This is a genomic window from Pedobacter terrestris (assembly GCF_052343045.1).
Classification (GTDB): Bacteria; Bacteroidota; Bacteroidia; order Sphingobacteriales; family Sphingobacteriaceae; genus Pedobacter.
The window spans coordinates 3,949,924-3,966,707 of record NZ_CP180264.1; the positions used below are offsets into that span (position 1 = coordinate 3,949,924).

Genomic DNA, 16,784 nt, shown 5'->3' on the forward strand with positions numbered 1-16,784 from the left:
TAATTCCAAAACAAACTTCAATTTATCCGATTAATTTTTTTTCGATTCATCAATGGCACGGTTAACTACATCCTGTATTCTTCCCCTGATTTTAAGCGTAGAAAGCTTATCGGTTACGGTTGGGTTGACCCGATTAGATAAAAATATATACACTAAACCCCGTGACGGATCAACCCAAACACAAGTTCCGGTGTAACCCGTGTGGCCATACGTTTGGGGAGAAGCTAAATCTGACGGATAATGTTTGGTTGTATCCGGATCCCAGCGATCGAAACCTAATCCTCTTCTACTCACATTAGATTGTTTTGAAGTAAACATATCTACCGTTTGAGGTTTAAAATATTCTTCACCGCCATAACTGCCTTTATTCAACAGCATTTGATAAATAATTGCCAGATCATTTGCACTGGCAAAAAGGCCCGCATGGCCAGAAACACCTCCCGCTAATGCGGCTCCTTGATCGTGTACATAACCTACAAGTAAAGTTTTTCTGAAATAAGTATCTTGTTCAGTTGGTATAATCTGATCGGCACTGAAGCGGTTGCGTGGTAAAAAACCTGCTGTCTGCATACCCAGAGGTTTATAAAAATTTTCGTATGTATATTGGTTTAACGGCTCCTCACTAATGCGTTCTACAATATCCTTCATCACATACATGCTAATATCGCTGTACACATATTTTCCTCGTGTACGAATTGGCGAGTTCAACATCTTTGGCCACATAAAATCCTGAAAAAAACCTTTTTTGATGTAGTAATTGTCTGCCACTTTTGTTGGGAAAGCTGCAGATGAGTCGCGACTGTAATCGCCCGCTTTCACATAATCATGAAAAGGAATATATGGAATAAAACCCGCCTGATGAAGCATCACTTCGCGCACCTGAATGGGATTCATTGGCGTTGTTCTTGCTTTTGGAATATATGCGCCAATGTTTGTATCGAGCTTTAGTTTTCCTTCATCAAAAAGACGCATCACAGCCGGTGTGGTTGCAGTAACTTTAGTAACAGAAGCAAGATCGAAAATATCAGTTACTTTATCTGGCAAGTTGCTGTCATACGTATGCGTGCCGTAAGCTTTATTGAAAATTACTTTTCCATCTTTCGCCACAAGAACAACCAAACCAGGCGTAGCTTTAGCGCGTATGGCTTCTGCTGCGATATCATCAATTTCTTTAAGATTGTTGGAGTTGATGCCGGCATCTTCCGGAACAGTATACTTTAATCGCGTTGCAGCGGTTACAAATCCAGAGCCGGTGGTGTAACGTGCAGAATATACTGTAGGTAATTTATTTACCGCGGCAATACCTCCAAAAATATACTGAGGAACAATTGCTGCTGCATCTGCGGTATTTTGACCTGTCCAAACAATCGGAGCGGAAATGGCATCAAAAGATTTCAATCCGGGTCCATTGCCAAAATAAGAAATAATAACTTTTTTACTTCTACTGATGTTGTTGATGAAACCAATGTAACGGGCCTTGTTTACATTTTGTTCATCAATAGAAACCAATATGGTATTGTAATATTTTAAATCATCTTCCAGATCATTTAAGTTCGTACTGTCTTTATAGTTAAGCGCAGAAAAGGATGTTACCTTATCATATTTATTGGCAAGACTATCAAAAACAGAACCAAAAGAAAAACCCAAACTTACCGATGCAATCGTTTTTTTATCTAATTTTTTCAGCGGAATGATGGAGTCTTGATTATTGAGTAAAACCGTAGCTTGTGTAATGGCATTGTTTACAGACAACTTTTTTTCATTTGCAGTATGATCTTGTGCACAAGCCGTTAAACACAATACATTAACCAGGCTTGCTATGGCTGCAAAAAATACTCTATTTCGATTCATATACTTTTTCTCCGTTCAGATAAGTTTTTAAGACTTTAGTTTTTAATACATTTTGAGGTGATGACTGCATGATATCGTGATCAAGAATAACAAAATCGGCCATTTTTCCAATTTCGAGACTTCCCTTCTCTTTTTCTTCAAAGTTTGCTTTCGCAGCCCAAATGGTCATCCCTTTTAAGGCTTCCTGTGCACTTAGTGCATTTTCCATTTGAAAACCTCCTGCTGGAAAACCTTCTGCGTCTTCACGCACCGTTGCAGCATAAAACGTTAATAAAGGATTAATGTTTTCTACCGGAAAATCTGTTCCTAACGGAAGCCAACCATTCTGTTTTAGCAATTTTTTATAGGCATAAGCAGTTTTCAAACGTTTTGTTCCCAAACGTTTTACCGCCCAATACATATCAGAAGTGGCGTGCGTAGGTTGTACCGAAGGGATTACATTGGTTTTTGCAAACAAACTAAAATCAGCCGGATCGATAACCTGCGCATGTTCAATTCGCCAACGCCTGTCATTTTTACCTTTCAGAATTTTATTGTAGATTTTCAAAATTGTTCTGTTTGCAGAATCGCCTATGGCGTGAGTACACATCTGAAAATGTTTTGTTGCAATTTTTTTCGCCACATCTTCAAAATGTTTTTGATCACTCAATAAGAAGCCGCTTTTCCCCGGCATATCGCTGTACGGATGAATAAGCGAAGCTCCGCGAGAACCCAATGCGCCATCTGCATAAACTTTAAAAGAACGTACATTTAATCTAGGCGTTTTAATAATGCCTTTTTTAAACAAATAATCGAAATTTTTAGGTTTGTCAGACAGCATTACATACAATCTCATTTTCAGTTTTTTCTCTTTTTGCAATTTGCTGATGAAGTCTACCGCTTCAAAATCGAGTCCACAGTCGTCAATTGTTGTTAAACCGGCAGCAAAACAATTTTGCTGTGCATCTAAAAAAATCTTTTCGGCCATTTTTGCATCTGGAGACGGGATTTTATTTTCAACCAAAGCAACAGCATTGTCAATTAGTACGCCGGTAAGTTTTCCATTTTCGGTAAGCATATCTCCGCCAATTAATTTTCTTGCGGAAAGAATACCTGCCGCATCCAAAGCTTTTTGATTGGCAATTGCCGCATGTCCATCAATCCGGTTTAAAAATACTGGCCTGTCTGGAAAAAGCTCATTTAGTTTTTTATTGGTCGGGAAATTTTTATCTGTCCAATCGTTTTGGTCCCAACCATTACCGATTAGCCAACCTTGCGGATGGGACGTTGCAAAATCAGAAAGGCGTTTTAAAACTTCATCCCAAGATTTTGTTCCTCTCAAATCTGCGGTTTGCAAACTTTGTCCGTATCCAAAAAAATGAGCGTGCGCGTCTATAAAACCAGGATAAATTGTTTGTCCGCCGGCATCAATCTCTTCCTTTGCTTTATATTTCTTCCGAATCTGGTCTGATTTCCCAAGAAAAAAAATCTTCCCGTTTTTTACGGCAAAAGCTTCTACGGTATCAAACTTCGGGTTTACAGTATACACTTTTGCATTGTATACAATAAGATCTACATCCTCTTTTAGCGTACAAGAGGTTAAAATGAGTGCCAACATCAAGGCAGAAAAAAGGCTTTTCATATGGATAAAGATAGAAAAAATGCCTACATGCCCTGATGAAATTGCTATTGATTTTCTGTGTTAATTGTACAACCTTAGTTTTCTTGGCTTTAAATATCTGCACTTCCAGAGCCAATCGAAAAACAATTTAAACCCAACAGGTTTCTCAATTGCTTTATCGTGGTATCCATCAGTCATTTACATGTTGAGTTTTAAACAAAGCCGCTTCATTCAGCTTATTTTCCATATTTTAGCAAATTCACATTGTCTAACTACATGACTGATATCATCCAATTATTACCCGATGCTGTTGCCAATCAAATTGCTGCCGGAGAAGTTGTACAACGACCTGCCTCTGCAGTTAAAGAATTGTTGGAAAACTCCATCGATGCCGGCGCCGATAAAATTCAGCTGGTAATAAAAGATGCGGGAAAAGCTTTGATCCAGATTATTGATAACGGATCTGGCATGAGCGTTACCGATGCCAGAATGTGCTTTGAAAGGCATGCAACTTCTAAGGTGAAAAAGGCTGAAGATTTGTTTGCAATCCGCACGATGGGCTTTCGTGGTGAAGCGATGGCTTCTATCGCGGCAATTGCACAGGTTGAAATGAAAACGCGCAGGCATGACGACGAAATTGGAACTTGTATTTCTATTGAAGGATCTCAGGTTACCAATCAAGAACCTGTTGCAACACCTGCCGGAACACAAATTTCTATAAAAAACTTATTCTACAATACACCTGCCCGGCGAAATTTTCTGAAAAGCAACCCCGTAGAAATGCGCCATATTATTGATGAATTTCAACGGGTTTCCCTGGCACATCCAGGTATTTTTTTTAGTTTACACCACGATGGAAGTGAAATTTTCAATCTTCCGAAGGGAAATCTAAAACAAAGAATTGTACATCTTTTTGGAAACAATTACAACGAACGGCTGGTGCCGGTTGAAGAAGATACTACGATTATCAATCTACGTGGTTTTATCGGAAAGCCTGCTTTCGCAAAGAAAACGCGTGGCGAACAATTCTTTTTTGTAAACAATCGTTTTATTAAAGATCCCTATTTAAACCATGCGGTGAGTTCTGCTTTTGAAGAATTGTTGCCAGAAGACAGTTACCCTTTATATGTATTGTTTATAGAAATTGATCCATCTAAAATAGATGTGAACGTTCATCCAACCAAAACTGAAATCAAATATCTGGATGAAAAATCTATCTACGCCATTATAAAATCGGCGGTTAAGCGTTCAATTGGTCGGTATAACATTGCGCCAACCTTAGATTTTGATCAGGAAACGGGTTTTAGTAATATGATTTCGCCTAAAGCGGTAGAAGATATTGTACCGCCGAGTATCAATTTCAACCCTGATTTTAATCCTTTCGCCAGCGATGCCAGCGCGCCGTCTGGTTTAGGTTACACAACAAATGCGCGCGGTTATGAGCCTAGAAGCAATTACGAACAAAAATCCAATACTAAAAACTGGGGTTCGTTATATGAAATAACGCAACAATCAGAAGCTCAGCAAACGACTATTTATGCAGATGATGCTATTCTGGAAACGAAGCAAAAACAATATATGCAACTGCATAACCGTTACATTGTTTCGCAAATAAAATCTGGTTTAATGGTTATCGATCAGCAAATTGCTCATGAACGGATTTTGTATGAGCGTTTTCTTGTACATCTTGAAGACCGTAAAGGCGCATCGCAGCAAAGTTTGTTTCCGCAAACCATCACGCTGAACGCCACTGATTTTGAATTGGCTAAAAGTCTGCTTGACGATATAAAAAGTTTAGGTTTTGATGTACGGGAATTTGGTAAAAACACGTTGGTTGTAGAAGGTGTTCCAGTTGATCTGGGCAGCAGCAATATTAATGAAACGCAGCTTTTTGAACAGTTGATTGAAGGCTTTAAAAACACCCAGCAGGAACTGAAGTTGAACAAACGAGACAGTCTGGCCAGAAGTTTAGCAAAAAACAGTGCTATTAAAGCCGGAACCGCACTAAGCCAGGAAGAAATGAATACATTAATTGATGAATTATTTGCCTGTAAAACACCTAACTTTAGCGTAACCGGTAAACCTATTATCCAGACGATTACTTTATTGGAACTGGATAAGAAGTTTGAAAAATGATCGGAAATTTACGATACACACAAACATTTGAGCACACAATTTGCTTTAAGAACATATTTAGGAATTAACCAGAATGAATAACATATATATACCACCAGTAGTTAAAAATCTACTGATTATAAATGTCCTATTTTTTATTGCCACGTATTTACTTCCTTCGCTGGATCTGGAAACCCGTTTAGCCGTATTCTATTTCAATTCGCCAAAATTTCAAATCTGGCAACCGATTACGTACATGTTTATGCACGGCAGCATCGGCCATATTTTTTTCAATATGTTTGCGCTATTTTCTTTCGGAAGTGTATTGGAATCGCGTTGGGGTGCAAAGAAATTTATTCTCTTTTATCTGATTACCGGTTTAGGGGCTTTAATATTGCAATGGGCAGTACAAGCTTTCGAGGTATCTCAGATTATCGGCCAAATCACACTTTTTGAAGGTTGGCAAAACCATGTTCAAAATCAGGAACAAATGTCTACACTTGCTGGTGTTTATGGTGGCGGAATGTTGGGCGCTTCTGGTGCTGTTTTCGGCTTACTAACGGCCTTTGCAGTATTGTATCCCAATGCAGAATTGTTGTTGTTCTTTATTCCCATCCCGGTAAAGGCAAAATATTTTATCCCATTTTACATCCTTATCGAACTGTCATTAGGTATTGCACAGATTCAAGGTGATTCTATTGCCCATTACGCGCATCTTGGTGGCGCGCTCATCGGTTTCATCCTGGTAAAAATTTGGAAAGATAAAAACGATACATTTTACACGCTTTATGAATAATACATTCAAGGATCTAAAATTCAAGATTTTTCAATCAGGAAACCCTTTGTTTCTATACATCGGGATAAATATCATCATTTTCCTGATCACTGCCATTATTGGCGTTTTTGCTTTTTTAAGTGGAACTGGCTTTAGCGTCAACAATTTCTTACGGGATTTTGTGGGTTTGCCGGCGGCAATAAATCAGTTGCGGACTCGCTTTTATACCTTATTTACGTACATGTTTTTTCACGATGGGATTTTTCATATTCTGTTTAACATGTTGGGTTTATATTGGTTTGGCAGCATTTTCATGAACTTCTTAAAACCAAGGCAATTTCATGTAGTTTACCTTCTGGGAGGAATTGTTGGTGGTCTTTTCGCTATTGCTGCCTTAAATATTTTCCCGGTTTTTGCTGCGAACATTCAGAGTGTAACCATTATTGGTGCATCTGCCGCAGTTATGTCCATCATTTTTGCTGCAGCGACGCTGGTGCCCAATTATACGCTCATGCTGATGTTTATTGGTGAAGTGAAAATCAAATGGATAGCAGTAGTGTATTTCATTCTTGACTTTTTGGCCATTGGTTCTGTAAATGCTGGCGGCAGTCTTGCGCACATCGGCGGTGCCCTGTTGGGTTTTGTGTATATAAAAAACCTGCAAAGTGGCCGCGACTGGAGTAAAATATTTGAGCGCAAGGCAAAAATGAAAGTGGTAAAAAATGAGAAACCAGTAAAAAAACCAGAATTTAACTCTATTTCGCAACAAGAAATTGATGCTATTTTAGACAAAATTTCTACTTCAGGATACGATAAACTTACAACAACAGAGAAAGAAAAACTGTTTAAGGCCAGCAAAGATTAATGATCAGAAAGAAAAAGAAATATAATTTTTTAGATAAGCTGATCTTGCCGGTTGCTGTGGCTTTGGCCGTAGCTTTAATTATGGGTACGCTTGCCGGTAAAATGGATCCGCGCCAACATGCCATCATTGCCTTTTTCGGTTTGGCTTATCCGTATGTTTTATTGGTTAATTTAATTTTTCTTGCCTGGTGGCTCACCAGTAAAAAATGGTTGTTCGCTATTTGTACGGTAATTCTTATCGCCATTGGCCACAAAACTTTAAAAGCAACTTTCTCTTTAGGCGGAAACGAAGGATCAGCAGAAAAGGCAGAAAATACAATTAGAATGATGACCTGGAATGTTCACAATTTTAAATTGTATGGAGAAGGAAATGATGAACGCGTAAAAGAGAAAATGCTCGATGTTATTAAAGGCCAAAACCCTGATGTAATTTGCTTTCAGGAATTTTACACCCGATATAAAGGCTCTTTTGACATTGTAGACAGTTTAAAAACATTATTGAAAACCCGCCATTATTATTTCGTTCCGACCAACAAAAACGAGTATGAAGCAATTGGCTTGGCTATTTTCTCAAAATTCCCGATTCAAAGTGAAGGCAAAATTCCTTTTGTAGAAGGTTATCCGGGCAATATGAGCATTTACACAGATTTAAATGTAAAAGGAAAAACGATGCGCATTTACAATGTTCATTTCCAATCGATCTCTTTCGAGAAACAAGATTATGATTATCTGGATAAAGTGAAAGAGATGAATACCGAACTGAAACCCTCTAAACGGATTTTGCGGATGCTTAAAAATGCTTTTCTGAAACGCAGCGGCCAGGTAGATATTATGAAAGCCGAAATGCAGAAGTGCAAAACGCCGTTTTTAATTGCTGGCGATTTTAATGATACACCGGCATCTTACGTGGTTACACAAATTACTAACGGACTTAACAACGCATTTATTGAGCAAGGTTCTGGTTTTGGTAAAACGTATAATGGTAAATTTCCAAATTTCCAGATTGATTATATTGCCACATCAAAAAACTTCGAAATCCTGAATTATAAAATTACCCAGGCAAAACTTTCCGATCATTTTCCGGTGCGAAGTGATATCAGATTTATTACAAAAGGAGAATAAATCTGTCCATAAATATTTCAGCTGACAAACATTTTCTTACCTTATATCAACGAATTCATGGGTCGAATTTTTGATATTTGCGACATAACATTAAAAATAAAATCTCCAGAATATGAGTTTAATTGAAGCATTAAAATGGCGTTATGCTGTTAAAAAAATGAACGGACAACCCGTTGAACAGGAAAAAGTGGATAAAATTATTGCAGCCGCACACCTGGCACCAACTTCTTCGGGTTTACAGCCATTCAAAATTATCGTGGTAACCAATCAGGAATTGAAAGAAAAAATTGCACCGATTGCATTTAACCAGGCGCAGGTAATAGATTCTTCACATCTGTTAGTTTTTGCTGCTGAAGTAAATTACACAGACGAAGGTATTGATGCTATTTTTAAAAATATGAACGCGGAACGCGGCTTACCTGAAAATACAACCGATGCCTATAAAGCTCAGTTGAAAGGTATGATCTTATCTCGCTCTGCAGAAGAAAACTTTAACCACGCCGCCCGCCAGGCATATATTGCATTTGGTATTGCTATTGCAGAAGCTGCCGCAATTCAGGTAGATTCTACGCCAATGGAAGGTTTTAATGCTGCAGCTTTAGATGAGTTATTGGGTTTAGACAAACAAGGTTTGAAAAGCGTTACAATGTTACCACTTGGCCATAGAGACGAAACTGGCGATTGGTTGGTAAATCTTAAAAAGGTACGCAAACCTTTGGAGCAGTTTGTGATTGAAATGAAATAATACATTTCAAATTATTGAAAAAAAGCAGGTTCTTTTAAGTGCCTGCTTTTTTGTTTTAAGAGGTTTTAAAGTGCTTTTAATCTTTTTCTTTGAAGATAGGACAGCACAGAATTTGCCCACATTCCAAAACGCTCATAGGGTGAGGTTTAGCAAAAACAAAGTGAGTTAGCGTCTAAAAACCTCACCCTGTGAATGGCAGTGAATTTCGTAACGCCTGTGCATCCCTCTCCTCGAAGAGAGGGAAACTTGAAGCTGTGGTTGCACCTAAACGTTTAAGAATATTTAACGCAATGCATTTCATACTGTCTTTAATCCCTCTCTTCAAGGAGAGGGACAGCACAGAATTTGCTCACATTCCAAAACGCACATAGGGTGAGGTTTAGCAAAAAACGAAATGAGTTAGCGTCTAAAAACCTCACCCTGTGAATGGCAGTGAATTTCGTAACGCCTGTACATCCCTCTCCCCGAAGAGAGGGAAACTTGAAACTGTGGTTGCACCTAAACGTTAAGAATATTTAACGCAATGCATTTCACACTGTCTTTAATCCCTCTCTTCAAGGAGAGGGCCAGCAAAGAATTTGATATTGAACTAAACGCTCATAGGGTGAGGTTTAACAAAAAACGAAATGGGTTAGCGTCTAAAAACCTCAGCCTGTGAATCTCAATAGATGTTATGCGCCCGCATTGTAACGAAGATACTGAGTTTGTAAAAAAATGTTAAAGCGCTTATCTATTTAGGCGCTCTATCTTTTATTGGATATATTTACAAACTAAGTATTTAATTTCCTATACATGAAGATTTTTAGACTATCGCTTATTCTTATTGGTTTCATTTTTATTTCAAACTTCAAAGCATCTGCACAAACCGATACCATAGGCATAAACACAATTATCAGTAAAACCAATAAAGTTCTAAACGATTATCCTACAGAGAAAATATATCTTCATTTTGATAAACCTTACTACGCAGTTGCAGATACAGTTTGGTTTAAAGCCTATGTAACCGAAAACCAGAATTTCCTTTCTGAAATTAGTAAAATTGTTTATGTTGATGTGATCAACCAGAAAGATTCTCTGATTCAAACAGTAAAATTACCAATTGTTGGTGGTGTCGCTTATGGAAATTTCCCTTTAGATCCGATCAACTACGCACAGGGAAATTATCACGTTCGGGCATACACCATGTGGATGTTGAACTTTGGTGATAATTTCTTTAATAAAACTTTTTATATCGGCGAAGCCATTGATAAAGAAGTTAAAACACACATCACGTATAAAAACAGTTCTACGGACAAACAGGAAAAAATTGACGCGCGCATACAGTTTAAGGACATGAACAACAAACCTTATGCAAACCGTAATGTAGCCTGGCAGGTTGTAACCAGCTATACTGTAATTGCCAGAGGAAAGGGAACAACAGATGCAAATGGATATTTAACCGTTTCTATGACTGCCAATCAAAAAGCAGAATATCAATTGCAAAAAGGCGAATTGTATACTTTCATAAATACCACGGAAAAAGATGTAGCCAGTAGCAGTTTTCATCTTAAAAATGCAATCATTGACAAAGATTTCCAGCTGTTTCCTGAAGGTGGAAACCTTATTGCAGGCATTGTAAATAAAGTAGCTTTTAAAGCACTTAAAAGTGATGGTCTGGGTATTGGCAGTAAAGGAAATATAACTGATGCTTCAGGCGCCGAAGTCGCTACATTTTCTGCACAGCACCTTGGAATGGGGAGTTTCAATTTTACTCCGGAAAATGATAAGCGTTATAAAGCAAACGTATCCTTTACAGACGGCACTTCTAAAAGCTATGATTTACCAGCAGTTTCCCCATCGGGAATTGCCATTCAGATAAACAATACCAATCCGGAAAATATCTCCTTAAAAATTAGTGCCAACGATGCCTTTTTTGCTGAAAATCAAGGAAAAAAATTCTATATCATTGCGCAAAGTAAAGGCGTAATTTGTTACGGTGCGCAAACAGCACTAGCCAATAAAGATTACAATACAACTATTCCAAAATCTAAATTCCCGATGGGAATTGCTCAGTTTACCATCTTTGCCGAAAATGGCAAACCTTTAAGCGAAAGACTGGTTTTTGTGCAGAATAAAAACATTTTACAATTGGGTTTGAGTTCGCCAGCAACTACATATGGCATAAAAAAGAAAGTTAAAATTAATTTATCAGCCAAGAAAGATGGAGCGCCCGTTGCCGGAAATTTTTCTGCATCAGTAATTGATGAAACAAAAGTTCCTTTCGCAGAAGATGGCGCTACTACCATTTTAACCAGTTTACTGTTGAGCAGCGACCTGCGCGGATATATTGAAAAGCCGAATTATTATTTTAACGGCATTGACGCTAAAAAAAGCGCAGATTTAGATGTTTTATTGCTCACCCAAGGATACAGAAGTTTTGCTTATACAGATATATTGGCTAACAGGTTGCCAAAAATTACGGTTCTGCCTGAACAGGGAATTGAAGTTTCAGGAATATTACGTCTAAATAATGGAATTCCTGTAAGAAAAGGGACTTTGTTGCTAACCATTCCCGATAAACGTTTCAGCCTGGAAGGCACAACCGATCCGGTAGGAAACTTCAAATACAAAGACCTGGTACTTAATGATTCGTCTAAAGTTACCATAACGGCAAAATATAATCCCAATTATAAAGGAATGACGATCTCACTAAATGGGATTCCTACTCCATCTATAACGCAAAGCTTTACCGCTCCGGATGAGGTACTGAATATAGACAGTACCATGAACAGCTATCTGGACAATAGCAAACGTCAATATGCATATCTGCATACGCTAAAAGATGTCACTATTAAGGCCACAGCCATTCCAAAAGTTACGCACCGGGATTACCCTGCATTGACTGGATTAAGTTCTATTGCAGACCATGAAGTAACCGGCGACCGTTTAACAGGATGTAATTTATTGATTAACTGTTTGCAGACCATGTTACCAGGTGTAACATTTCAGGACAATAATTTCTATGTAAGCCGCGATTATAATCAAGGCAAACGTATACCAATGGGTATTTTTATTAATGGAATGAATGTAGATGCCAATCAGATCAATACGTTAAATCCTGCAGAGATTGACAACATTGAAATCTTTTTAAGAGATGAATTGGGGCTGGTAAACCGCGCGTATAATGTGAATGGTGTAATCGTTATCAACCAGAAAAAAGCACCAAAAGGAACTAAAATTTCTAAAGCCCAATTGCTGGATATGTTACCTAAAAATTATGAGGTTACGTTTTCTCCCCAAGGATATAATAAAGAAAGACAATTCTATTCTCCGAAATACGAAACTCCAGCAAGTTTAAATAGAAATGACTTGCGCACAACCATTTACTGGAATCCAAAAGTTATAACGGATGAAACGGGTGCGGCTACTATGGAATTCTATAACGCCGACGGCAAAGGAAATTATAAAGTTGTAGTAGAAGGTATTGATGCAAATGGAAATATCGGGCGCTCCATTATGCGTTACTCGGTTAAATAATCCAAAAGAATACTTAGGAAAAGCGCCAGAGTTTAACTCTGGCGTTTTTGTTTTATATTTATACCTGGTGAGGAAGAGGTTCTCCCCGTAAACCAGCAATGATATTATGGGCAATGATTTCTGCCATGGCGCCACGTGTTTCGACCGTCGCAGAACCTATATGCGGGAGTACAGCCACATTACTCATCTGCAGCAAAGCATTACCGGGCAACATTGGTTCCGGGTTCGTCACATCTAAACCAGCTCCCCAAATCAGCTTGTCTTTAAGCGCTTTTATCAAATCTTCTTCTTGATGAATTTTGCCACGTGCAGTATTGACAAAAATAGAATCGGGTTTCATTTTCTCAAAAACCGCGTAATTAAATTTCCCCTCAGTTTCTGCAGTGAGGGCAGTATGTACAGATATAACATCACTTTGTGCCAGCAATTCTTCAAATGAAACGTATTGTGCACCAATCTGCTTTTCCGCATCAGTATTTCTGGATCTGTTATGGTAAATCACTGGCATCTGGTACAGTCCGATACATTTTTTTGCTAAAGCAAGTCCAATTTTTCCCATCCCGAAAATACCGAGCGTTTTGCCTTGCAATTCTATTCCAAGTTCAGGGTTTGGATCGTATTTTTTCCATGCACCTGCTTCAATCTGTTTGTGCAGATAAAATGCTTTTCGTGCTACAGCCATCATTAACAGCAAAGCCGTATCGGCGGTTGCCTCACTTAATACACCAGGTGTATTGCCAATTGGAATATTGAGTTTGCGTGCTTCTGCAATATCTACCTGATCAAAACCAACAGAATGCAGCGCAATTACTTTAAGGTGTTTGCAAGCATTTAAAAAATGTGCATCGAGTTTATTTGGGCCAACACTAACCAATGCATCCTGATCTTTGCAGGCCTCTATTAGTTGTTCTGCAGTAATTTGATGATCTTCTTTCCACTGGGTAATTTGAACCCCGTTTTCCTGTAAAATCCGGATTCCTTTTTCCGAAATATTGCCACTGATAAAAACTTTCATAATGTATCAACAAGTTATCTTTTTAGGTGTTTGTCTATAGATAAAAAATTATCAGGGCACTGTAATTACTCTGCGTTGTACAGTCTGTGCACTGAAATAGCCCAGTGCTTTGTTGCTCAAATTAGAGGGCGGATTGGATGGCGTTGTACCTTGATTTGGCCCGTTTCCGCTTTGCTGGCTTAATGAATACCAGTAATCAAAAATATTGGCATCCGTACAATTCATTTCTACACTTACCCGATCGCCCGTTTTTAGGTCTTCTACGCCGTCATCATCTGTATTGTAATAAAACTGAACACGAATATTATTTCCGTTTGTAAGCCTGTCGTTATTTACATAGATGCGTTTGATAAACAAGCTGTTAACAAAAACTGTAAAGTGATAGTAATTGCTTTCTGCCGCGGGATCTTTAAAATAAGCGGCAGCAGTTAAAGTTTCTTCACCGAAAAAAGAGTTTTTAACAACGCCAATAGAATCTAAAGGGACGCGTGTAGGCATAGTAGAACTTGCTTCATAAGTTTGCCCTTCTGCAAGTACTTTTAAACGATAGGTAACGCCAGGTACGCCGGTCATCCGATTTACATAGGTACCAGAAACGGTTTCACGAAAAGTATAATTGTTCCCGCGGCTGTCGGTTACCGTTACCGTTGCACCAGAAATTTTCGGGTATACACTGGGTTCGTTTAAAGCAACAGATTTGCTGAGCTTAATGGTCTGATCTGTAAGTTGATTTACAATTTTACCTTCAATTACCATCTGTGATGTTGCATTATCTATATCTACATCAATTATTTTTCTGCAAGCAGAAAAAACCATGGCTAGCAAAAATATAGGAAGTAATATTTTTTTCATCAGATTAAAATTTAAAGTTCCAGGTTACAGACGGGATAATTCCGAAAAGAGATGTTTGCTCTGCTACAGTTCGACTGGCATCGTTCGGATCATTAATAAACTCGATAGAATACGGATTTTTACGTGCCAATGCATTGTATACACCAAAATTCCAGCTCGATTGATATTTCCCTTTTCGTTTACCTTCCAATGTAGCACTTAAATCCAAACGCATATTATAAGGCATTCTTCCGGCATTGCGCTCTGTGTAATAGTACATGGTTTGGTTGCCAACTGCATATTTTCCTGCCGGAAAAGTAACTGCATTTCCCGTACTGTAAATAAAGCTGGAAGAAAATGTCCAACGATCGGTAGCTTTATAAATCCCAACTACAGATAAATCGTGTGTACGGTCTTGTCTGGCCGGAAAATAATTTCCATTATTCAATTCGTTAAATTTCCGTTCAGTACGGGATAACGTGTAGCCAATCCAACCGTTTAGTTTTCCAAACTTCTTTTTAAAGAACAGCTCAAGTCCGTACGCTCTGCCAACGCCATAAAGCAATTCAGATTCTATGTTGGCATTGGCGAGTAATTGTGCAGCATTTCTGTAATCTATTTGGTTTTGCATCCATTTGTAATATACTTCTCCACTAAACTCATAATTGTTTTCGGCGATATTTTTAAAATAACCCAATGCCACCTGATCGGCAATTTCTGGTTTAATATTGTTGCTGCTTAACACATATTGATCTGTTGGCGAGCTAGACGTTGCGTTAGTTAGAATGTGTACATTTTGTGTATTCCGACTATACGATGCTTTTACAGAATTTTGTTCGTTAAAGGCATAACTCATAGAAAAGCGCGGTTCTAAGTTGAAGTAATTTTTATAAAATGTACCGTTTGAAACTGCTGTGGTAGAGGTAATATTCTTGTATTCATCGTAGGTACTAAAATTGCCCGGTCCCAATAAGGAAAAGGCCGCTAAACGCAATCCGTACAAAATATTTAGTTTTGGCGAAACTGTCCAATCGTCAGAAATATACAGCGCGCTTTCCAAACCGTATCGTTTTTCCTGTTCAAGTGAATTGACCTGCGAATCGCCGTCGCTTTCAATCCCGATTGGAGAAATACGATGATGTGTTGCATTTAAACCAAAGTGTAAAGTATGCGCATTGCTGAAATACTGAAAATCTTGTTTCAGATTAAAGTCGCGCACCAAAGATGTTGCTTTAAAATTGGTTACATCATTCAGCAACTGAACAGTATAATTGTAATTGTTGTAAATGAGAGAAGTATTTGAAAACAACCGTGCGTTAAAAATATGATTCAATCGAAAAGTTGTCGTTACGTTGCCCCAATTGTTTTCAAACAAATCTTTAACGCCAATATTGTCTTTTCCGAAATAACCCGATAAATAAATCGTATTCTTATCATCAATTTTATAATTGGCTTTGGCGTTTATATCGTAAAAGTTGAGTGTACTTCCGTTGATAGATGAATCTGGTGATGCACGCAGAAACAAATCGATATAGGTTCTGCGGAAACTCACCATAAACGAACCTCGATCTTTTACAATTGGCCCTTCTGCTTTTAACCGCGATGCAATGAGACCAATGCCACCCTGAAATTTATATTCTTTATTGCTTCCATCGTCCATTTTCACATCCAGAACAGAAGATAAACGCCCGCCATATTGCGCTGGCATACCGCCTTTATATAAACTTACATCTTTAATGGCATCTGCATTAAACGTAGAAAAAAAACCGAGCAAATGCGAAGAATTGTAAACCACAGCTTCATCAAGAAGGATAAGATTCTGATCGGCAGCGCCACCACGAACATAAAAACCTGTATTTCCTTCTCCGCCAGATTTCACGCCGGGCAGCAGTTGAATGGTTTTTAAAACATCTTTTTCGCCAAGTAAAACCGGTATAGAATTTAAGGATTCCATATCAATACGATCTAATCCCATTTGCGCACTTTTCACATTTTCATTTTTACGGTTCTTCGCACTAACAATTACATCGCCCAAATCATTGGCACTTTTCAGTTCTATGTCAAGCTTTGTATTTTTGGTTAGGTCTATTGTTTTGGTAAAAGACAGGTAACCCGTATAACTCACGGTAACTTGATAGCTACCAGAAATTTGCGATACAGCGTAGTAACCGTAAGAATTGGTTAAGGTGCCAACCGCCGGTTCTGCGGCAATTCTAACCGTTGCGCCAATCAAAGTTTCCCCTGTTCCGGCATCGCGAACGGTGCCGCTTAATGTAAATTTAGATTGCGCGATTGACAGCGAAGAAACTATTGTAAACAGAACCAGAAAGCAATAACTTTTTAAGAACAT

At 38.3% G+C, this 16,784-nt stretch carries 11 protein-coding genes; 6 read left to right on the forward strand and 5 right to left on the reverse strand.

From position 1 onward, the window contains the following. Window positions 1-30 precede the first annotated feature (30 nt). Window positions 31-1,851 (reverse strand): serine hydrolase domain-containing protein, encoded by a 1,821-nt coding sequence (locus ACJVDH_RS16725; protein ID WP_443944549.1) that lies wholly within the window; start codon window positions 1,849-1,851, stop codon window positions 31-33. Continuing rightward, window positions 1,838-3,472 (reverse strand): amidohydrolase, encoded by a 1,635-nt coding sequence (locus ACJVDH_RS16730; protein ID WP_443944550.1) that lies wholly within the window; start codon window positions 3,470-3,472, stop codon window positions 1,838-1,840. Before ACJVDH_RS16730 ends, ACJVDH_RS16725 begins: the two co-directional genes overlap by 14 nt. A 255-nt stretch (window positions 3,473-3,727) precedes the next feature. On the opposite strand from ACJVDH_RS16730, the gene mutL reads away from it, so the two are divergent. From mutL to ACJVDH_RS16760, 6 genes are all read left to right on the forward strand, one after another. Continuing rightward, window positions 3,728-5,587, forward strand: a complete 1,860-nt coding sequence (gene mutL / locus ACJVDH_RS16735) for a DNA mismatch repair endonuclease MutL (protein ID WP_443944551.1) — start codon at window positions 3,728-3,730, stop codon at window positions 5,585-5,587. 73 nt (window positions 5,588-5,660) lie between these two features. Further along, on the forward strand, window positions 5,661-6,362 hold the full coding sequence (locus ACJVDH_RS16740) for a rhomboid family intramembrane serine protease (RefSeq protein ID WP_443944552.1): 702 nt from the start codon (window positions 5,661-5,663) through the stop codon (window positions 6,360-6,362). Next, window positions 6,355-7,206 (forward strand): rhomboid family intramembrane serine protease, encoded by an 852-nt coding sequence (locus ACJVDH_RS16745; protein ID WP_443944553.1) that lies wholly within the window; start codon window positions 6,355-6,357, stop codon window positions 7,204-7,206. The genes ACJVDH_RS16740 and ACJVDH_RS16745 overlap by 8 nt, the downstream gene beginning before the upstream one ends. After that, the gene (locus tag ACJVDH_RS16750) at window positions 7,206-8,327 is read left to right on the forward strand and encodes an endonuclease/exonuclease/phosphatase family protein (protein WP_443944554.1); all 1,122 of its coding nucleotides are present in this window, start codon (window positions 7,206-7,208) and stop codon (window positions 8,325-8,327) included. The genes ACJVDH_RS16745 and ACJVDH_RS16750 overlap by 1 nt, the downstream gene beginning before the upstream one ends. 112 nt (window positions 8,328-8,439) lie before the next feature. Further along, window positions 8,440-9,072, forward strand: coding sequence for a nitroreductase family protein (locus tag ACJVDH_RS16755; protein ID WP_443944555.1), 633 nt, complete (start codon window positions 8,440-8,442; stop codon window positions 9,070-9,072). A 792-nt stretch (window positions 9,073-9,864) separates the two neighbouring features. Beyond that, window positions 9,865-12,588, forward strand: coding sequence for a carboxypeptidase regulatory-like domain-containing protein (locus ACJVDH_RS16760; protein WP_443944556.1), 2,724 nt, complete (start codon window positions 9,865-9,867; stop codon window positions 12,586-12,588). Window positions 12,589-12,646: 58 nt separating this feature from the next. Here ACJVDH_RS16760 and ACJVDH_RS16765 read toward each other — a convergent pair whose 3' ends face one another. From ACJVDH_RS16765 to ACJVDH_RS16775, 3 genes are read right to left on the reverse strand one after another with little or no spacing between them, the layout of a single operon-like run. Further along, window positions 12,647-13,603, reverse strand: a complete 957-nt coding sequence (locus ACJVDH_RS16765; protein ID WP_443944557.1) for a 2-hydroxyacid dehydrogenase — start codon at window positions 13,601-13,603, stop codon at window positions 12,647-12,649. 51 nt (window positions 13,604-13,654) lie between these two features. Then, entirely contained in the window at window positions 13,655-14,455 is an 801-nt protein-coding gene (locus ACJVDH_RS16770) for a DUF4249 domain-containing protein (RefSeq protein ID WP_443944558.1), read from the reverse strand. Between the two features lie 4 nt (window positions 14,456-14,459). Then, window positions 14,460-16,784, reverse strand: a complete 2,325-nt coding sequence (locus ACJVDH_RS16775) for a TonB-dependent receptor (protein WP_443944559.1) — start codon at window positions 16,782-16,784, stop codon at window positions 14,460-14,462.

Excerpts from the sequence above, each read along its gene's own strand:
- ACJVDH_RS16725 (WP_443944549.1), bottom strand. The coding sequence starts at position 1,851 with ATGAATCGAAATAGAGTATTTTTTGCAGCCATAGCAAGCCTGGTTAAT.
- ACJVDH_RS16730 (WP_443944550.1), bottom strand. The coding sequence starts at position 3,472 with ATGAAAAGCCTTTTTTCTGCCTTGATGTTGGCACTCATTTTAACCTCT.
- mutL (WP_443944551.1), top strand. The coding sequence starts at position 3,728 with ATGACTGATATCATCCAATTATTACCCGATGCTGTTGCCAATCAAATT.
- ACJVDH_RS16740 (WP_443944552.1), top strand. The coding sequence starts at position 5,661 with ATGAATAACATATATATACCACCAGTAGTTAAAAATCTACTGATTATA.
- ACJVDH_RS16745 (WP_443944553.1), top strand. The coding sequence starts at position 6,355 with ATGAATAATACATTCAAGGATCTAAAATTCAAGATTTTTCAATCAGGA.
- ACJVDH_RS16750 (WP_443944554.1), top strand. The coding sequence starts at position 7,206 with ATGATCAGAAAGAAAAAGAAATATAATTTTTTAGATAAGCTGATCTTG.
- ACJVDH_RS16755 (WP_443944555.1), top strand. The coding sequence starts at position 8,440 with ATGAGTTTAATTGAAGCATTAAAATGGCGTTATGCTGTTAAAAAAATG.
- ACJVDH_RS16760 (WP_443944556.1), top strand. The coding sequence starts at position 9,865 with ATGAAGATTTTTAGACTATCGCTTATTCTTATTGGTTTCATTTTTATT.
- ACJVDH_RS16765 (WP_443944557.1), bottom strand. The coding sequence starts at position 13,603 with ATGAAAGTTTTTATCAGTGGCAATATTTCGGAAAAAGGAATCCGGATT.
- ACJVDH_RS16770 (WP_443944558.1), bottom strand. The coding sequence starts at position 14,455 with ATGAAAAAAATATTACTTCCTATATTTTTGCTAGCCATGGTTTTTTCT.
- ACJVDH_RS16775 (WP_443944559.1), bottom strand. The coding sequence starts at position 16,784 with ATGTTCTTAAAAAGTTATTGCTTTCTGGTTCTGTTTACAATAGTTTCT.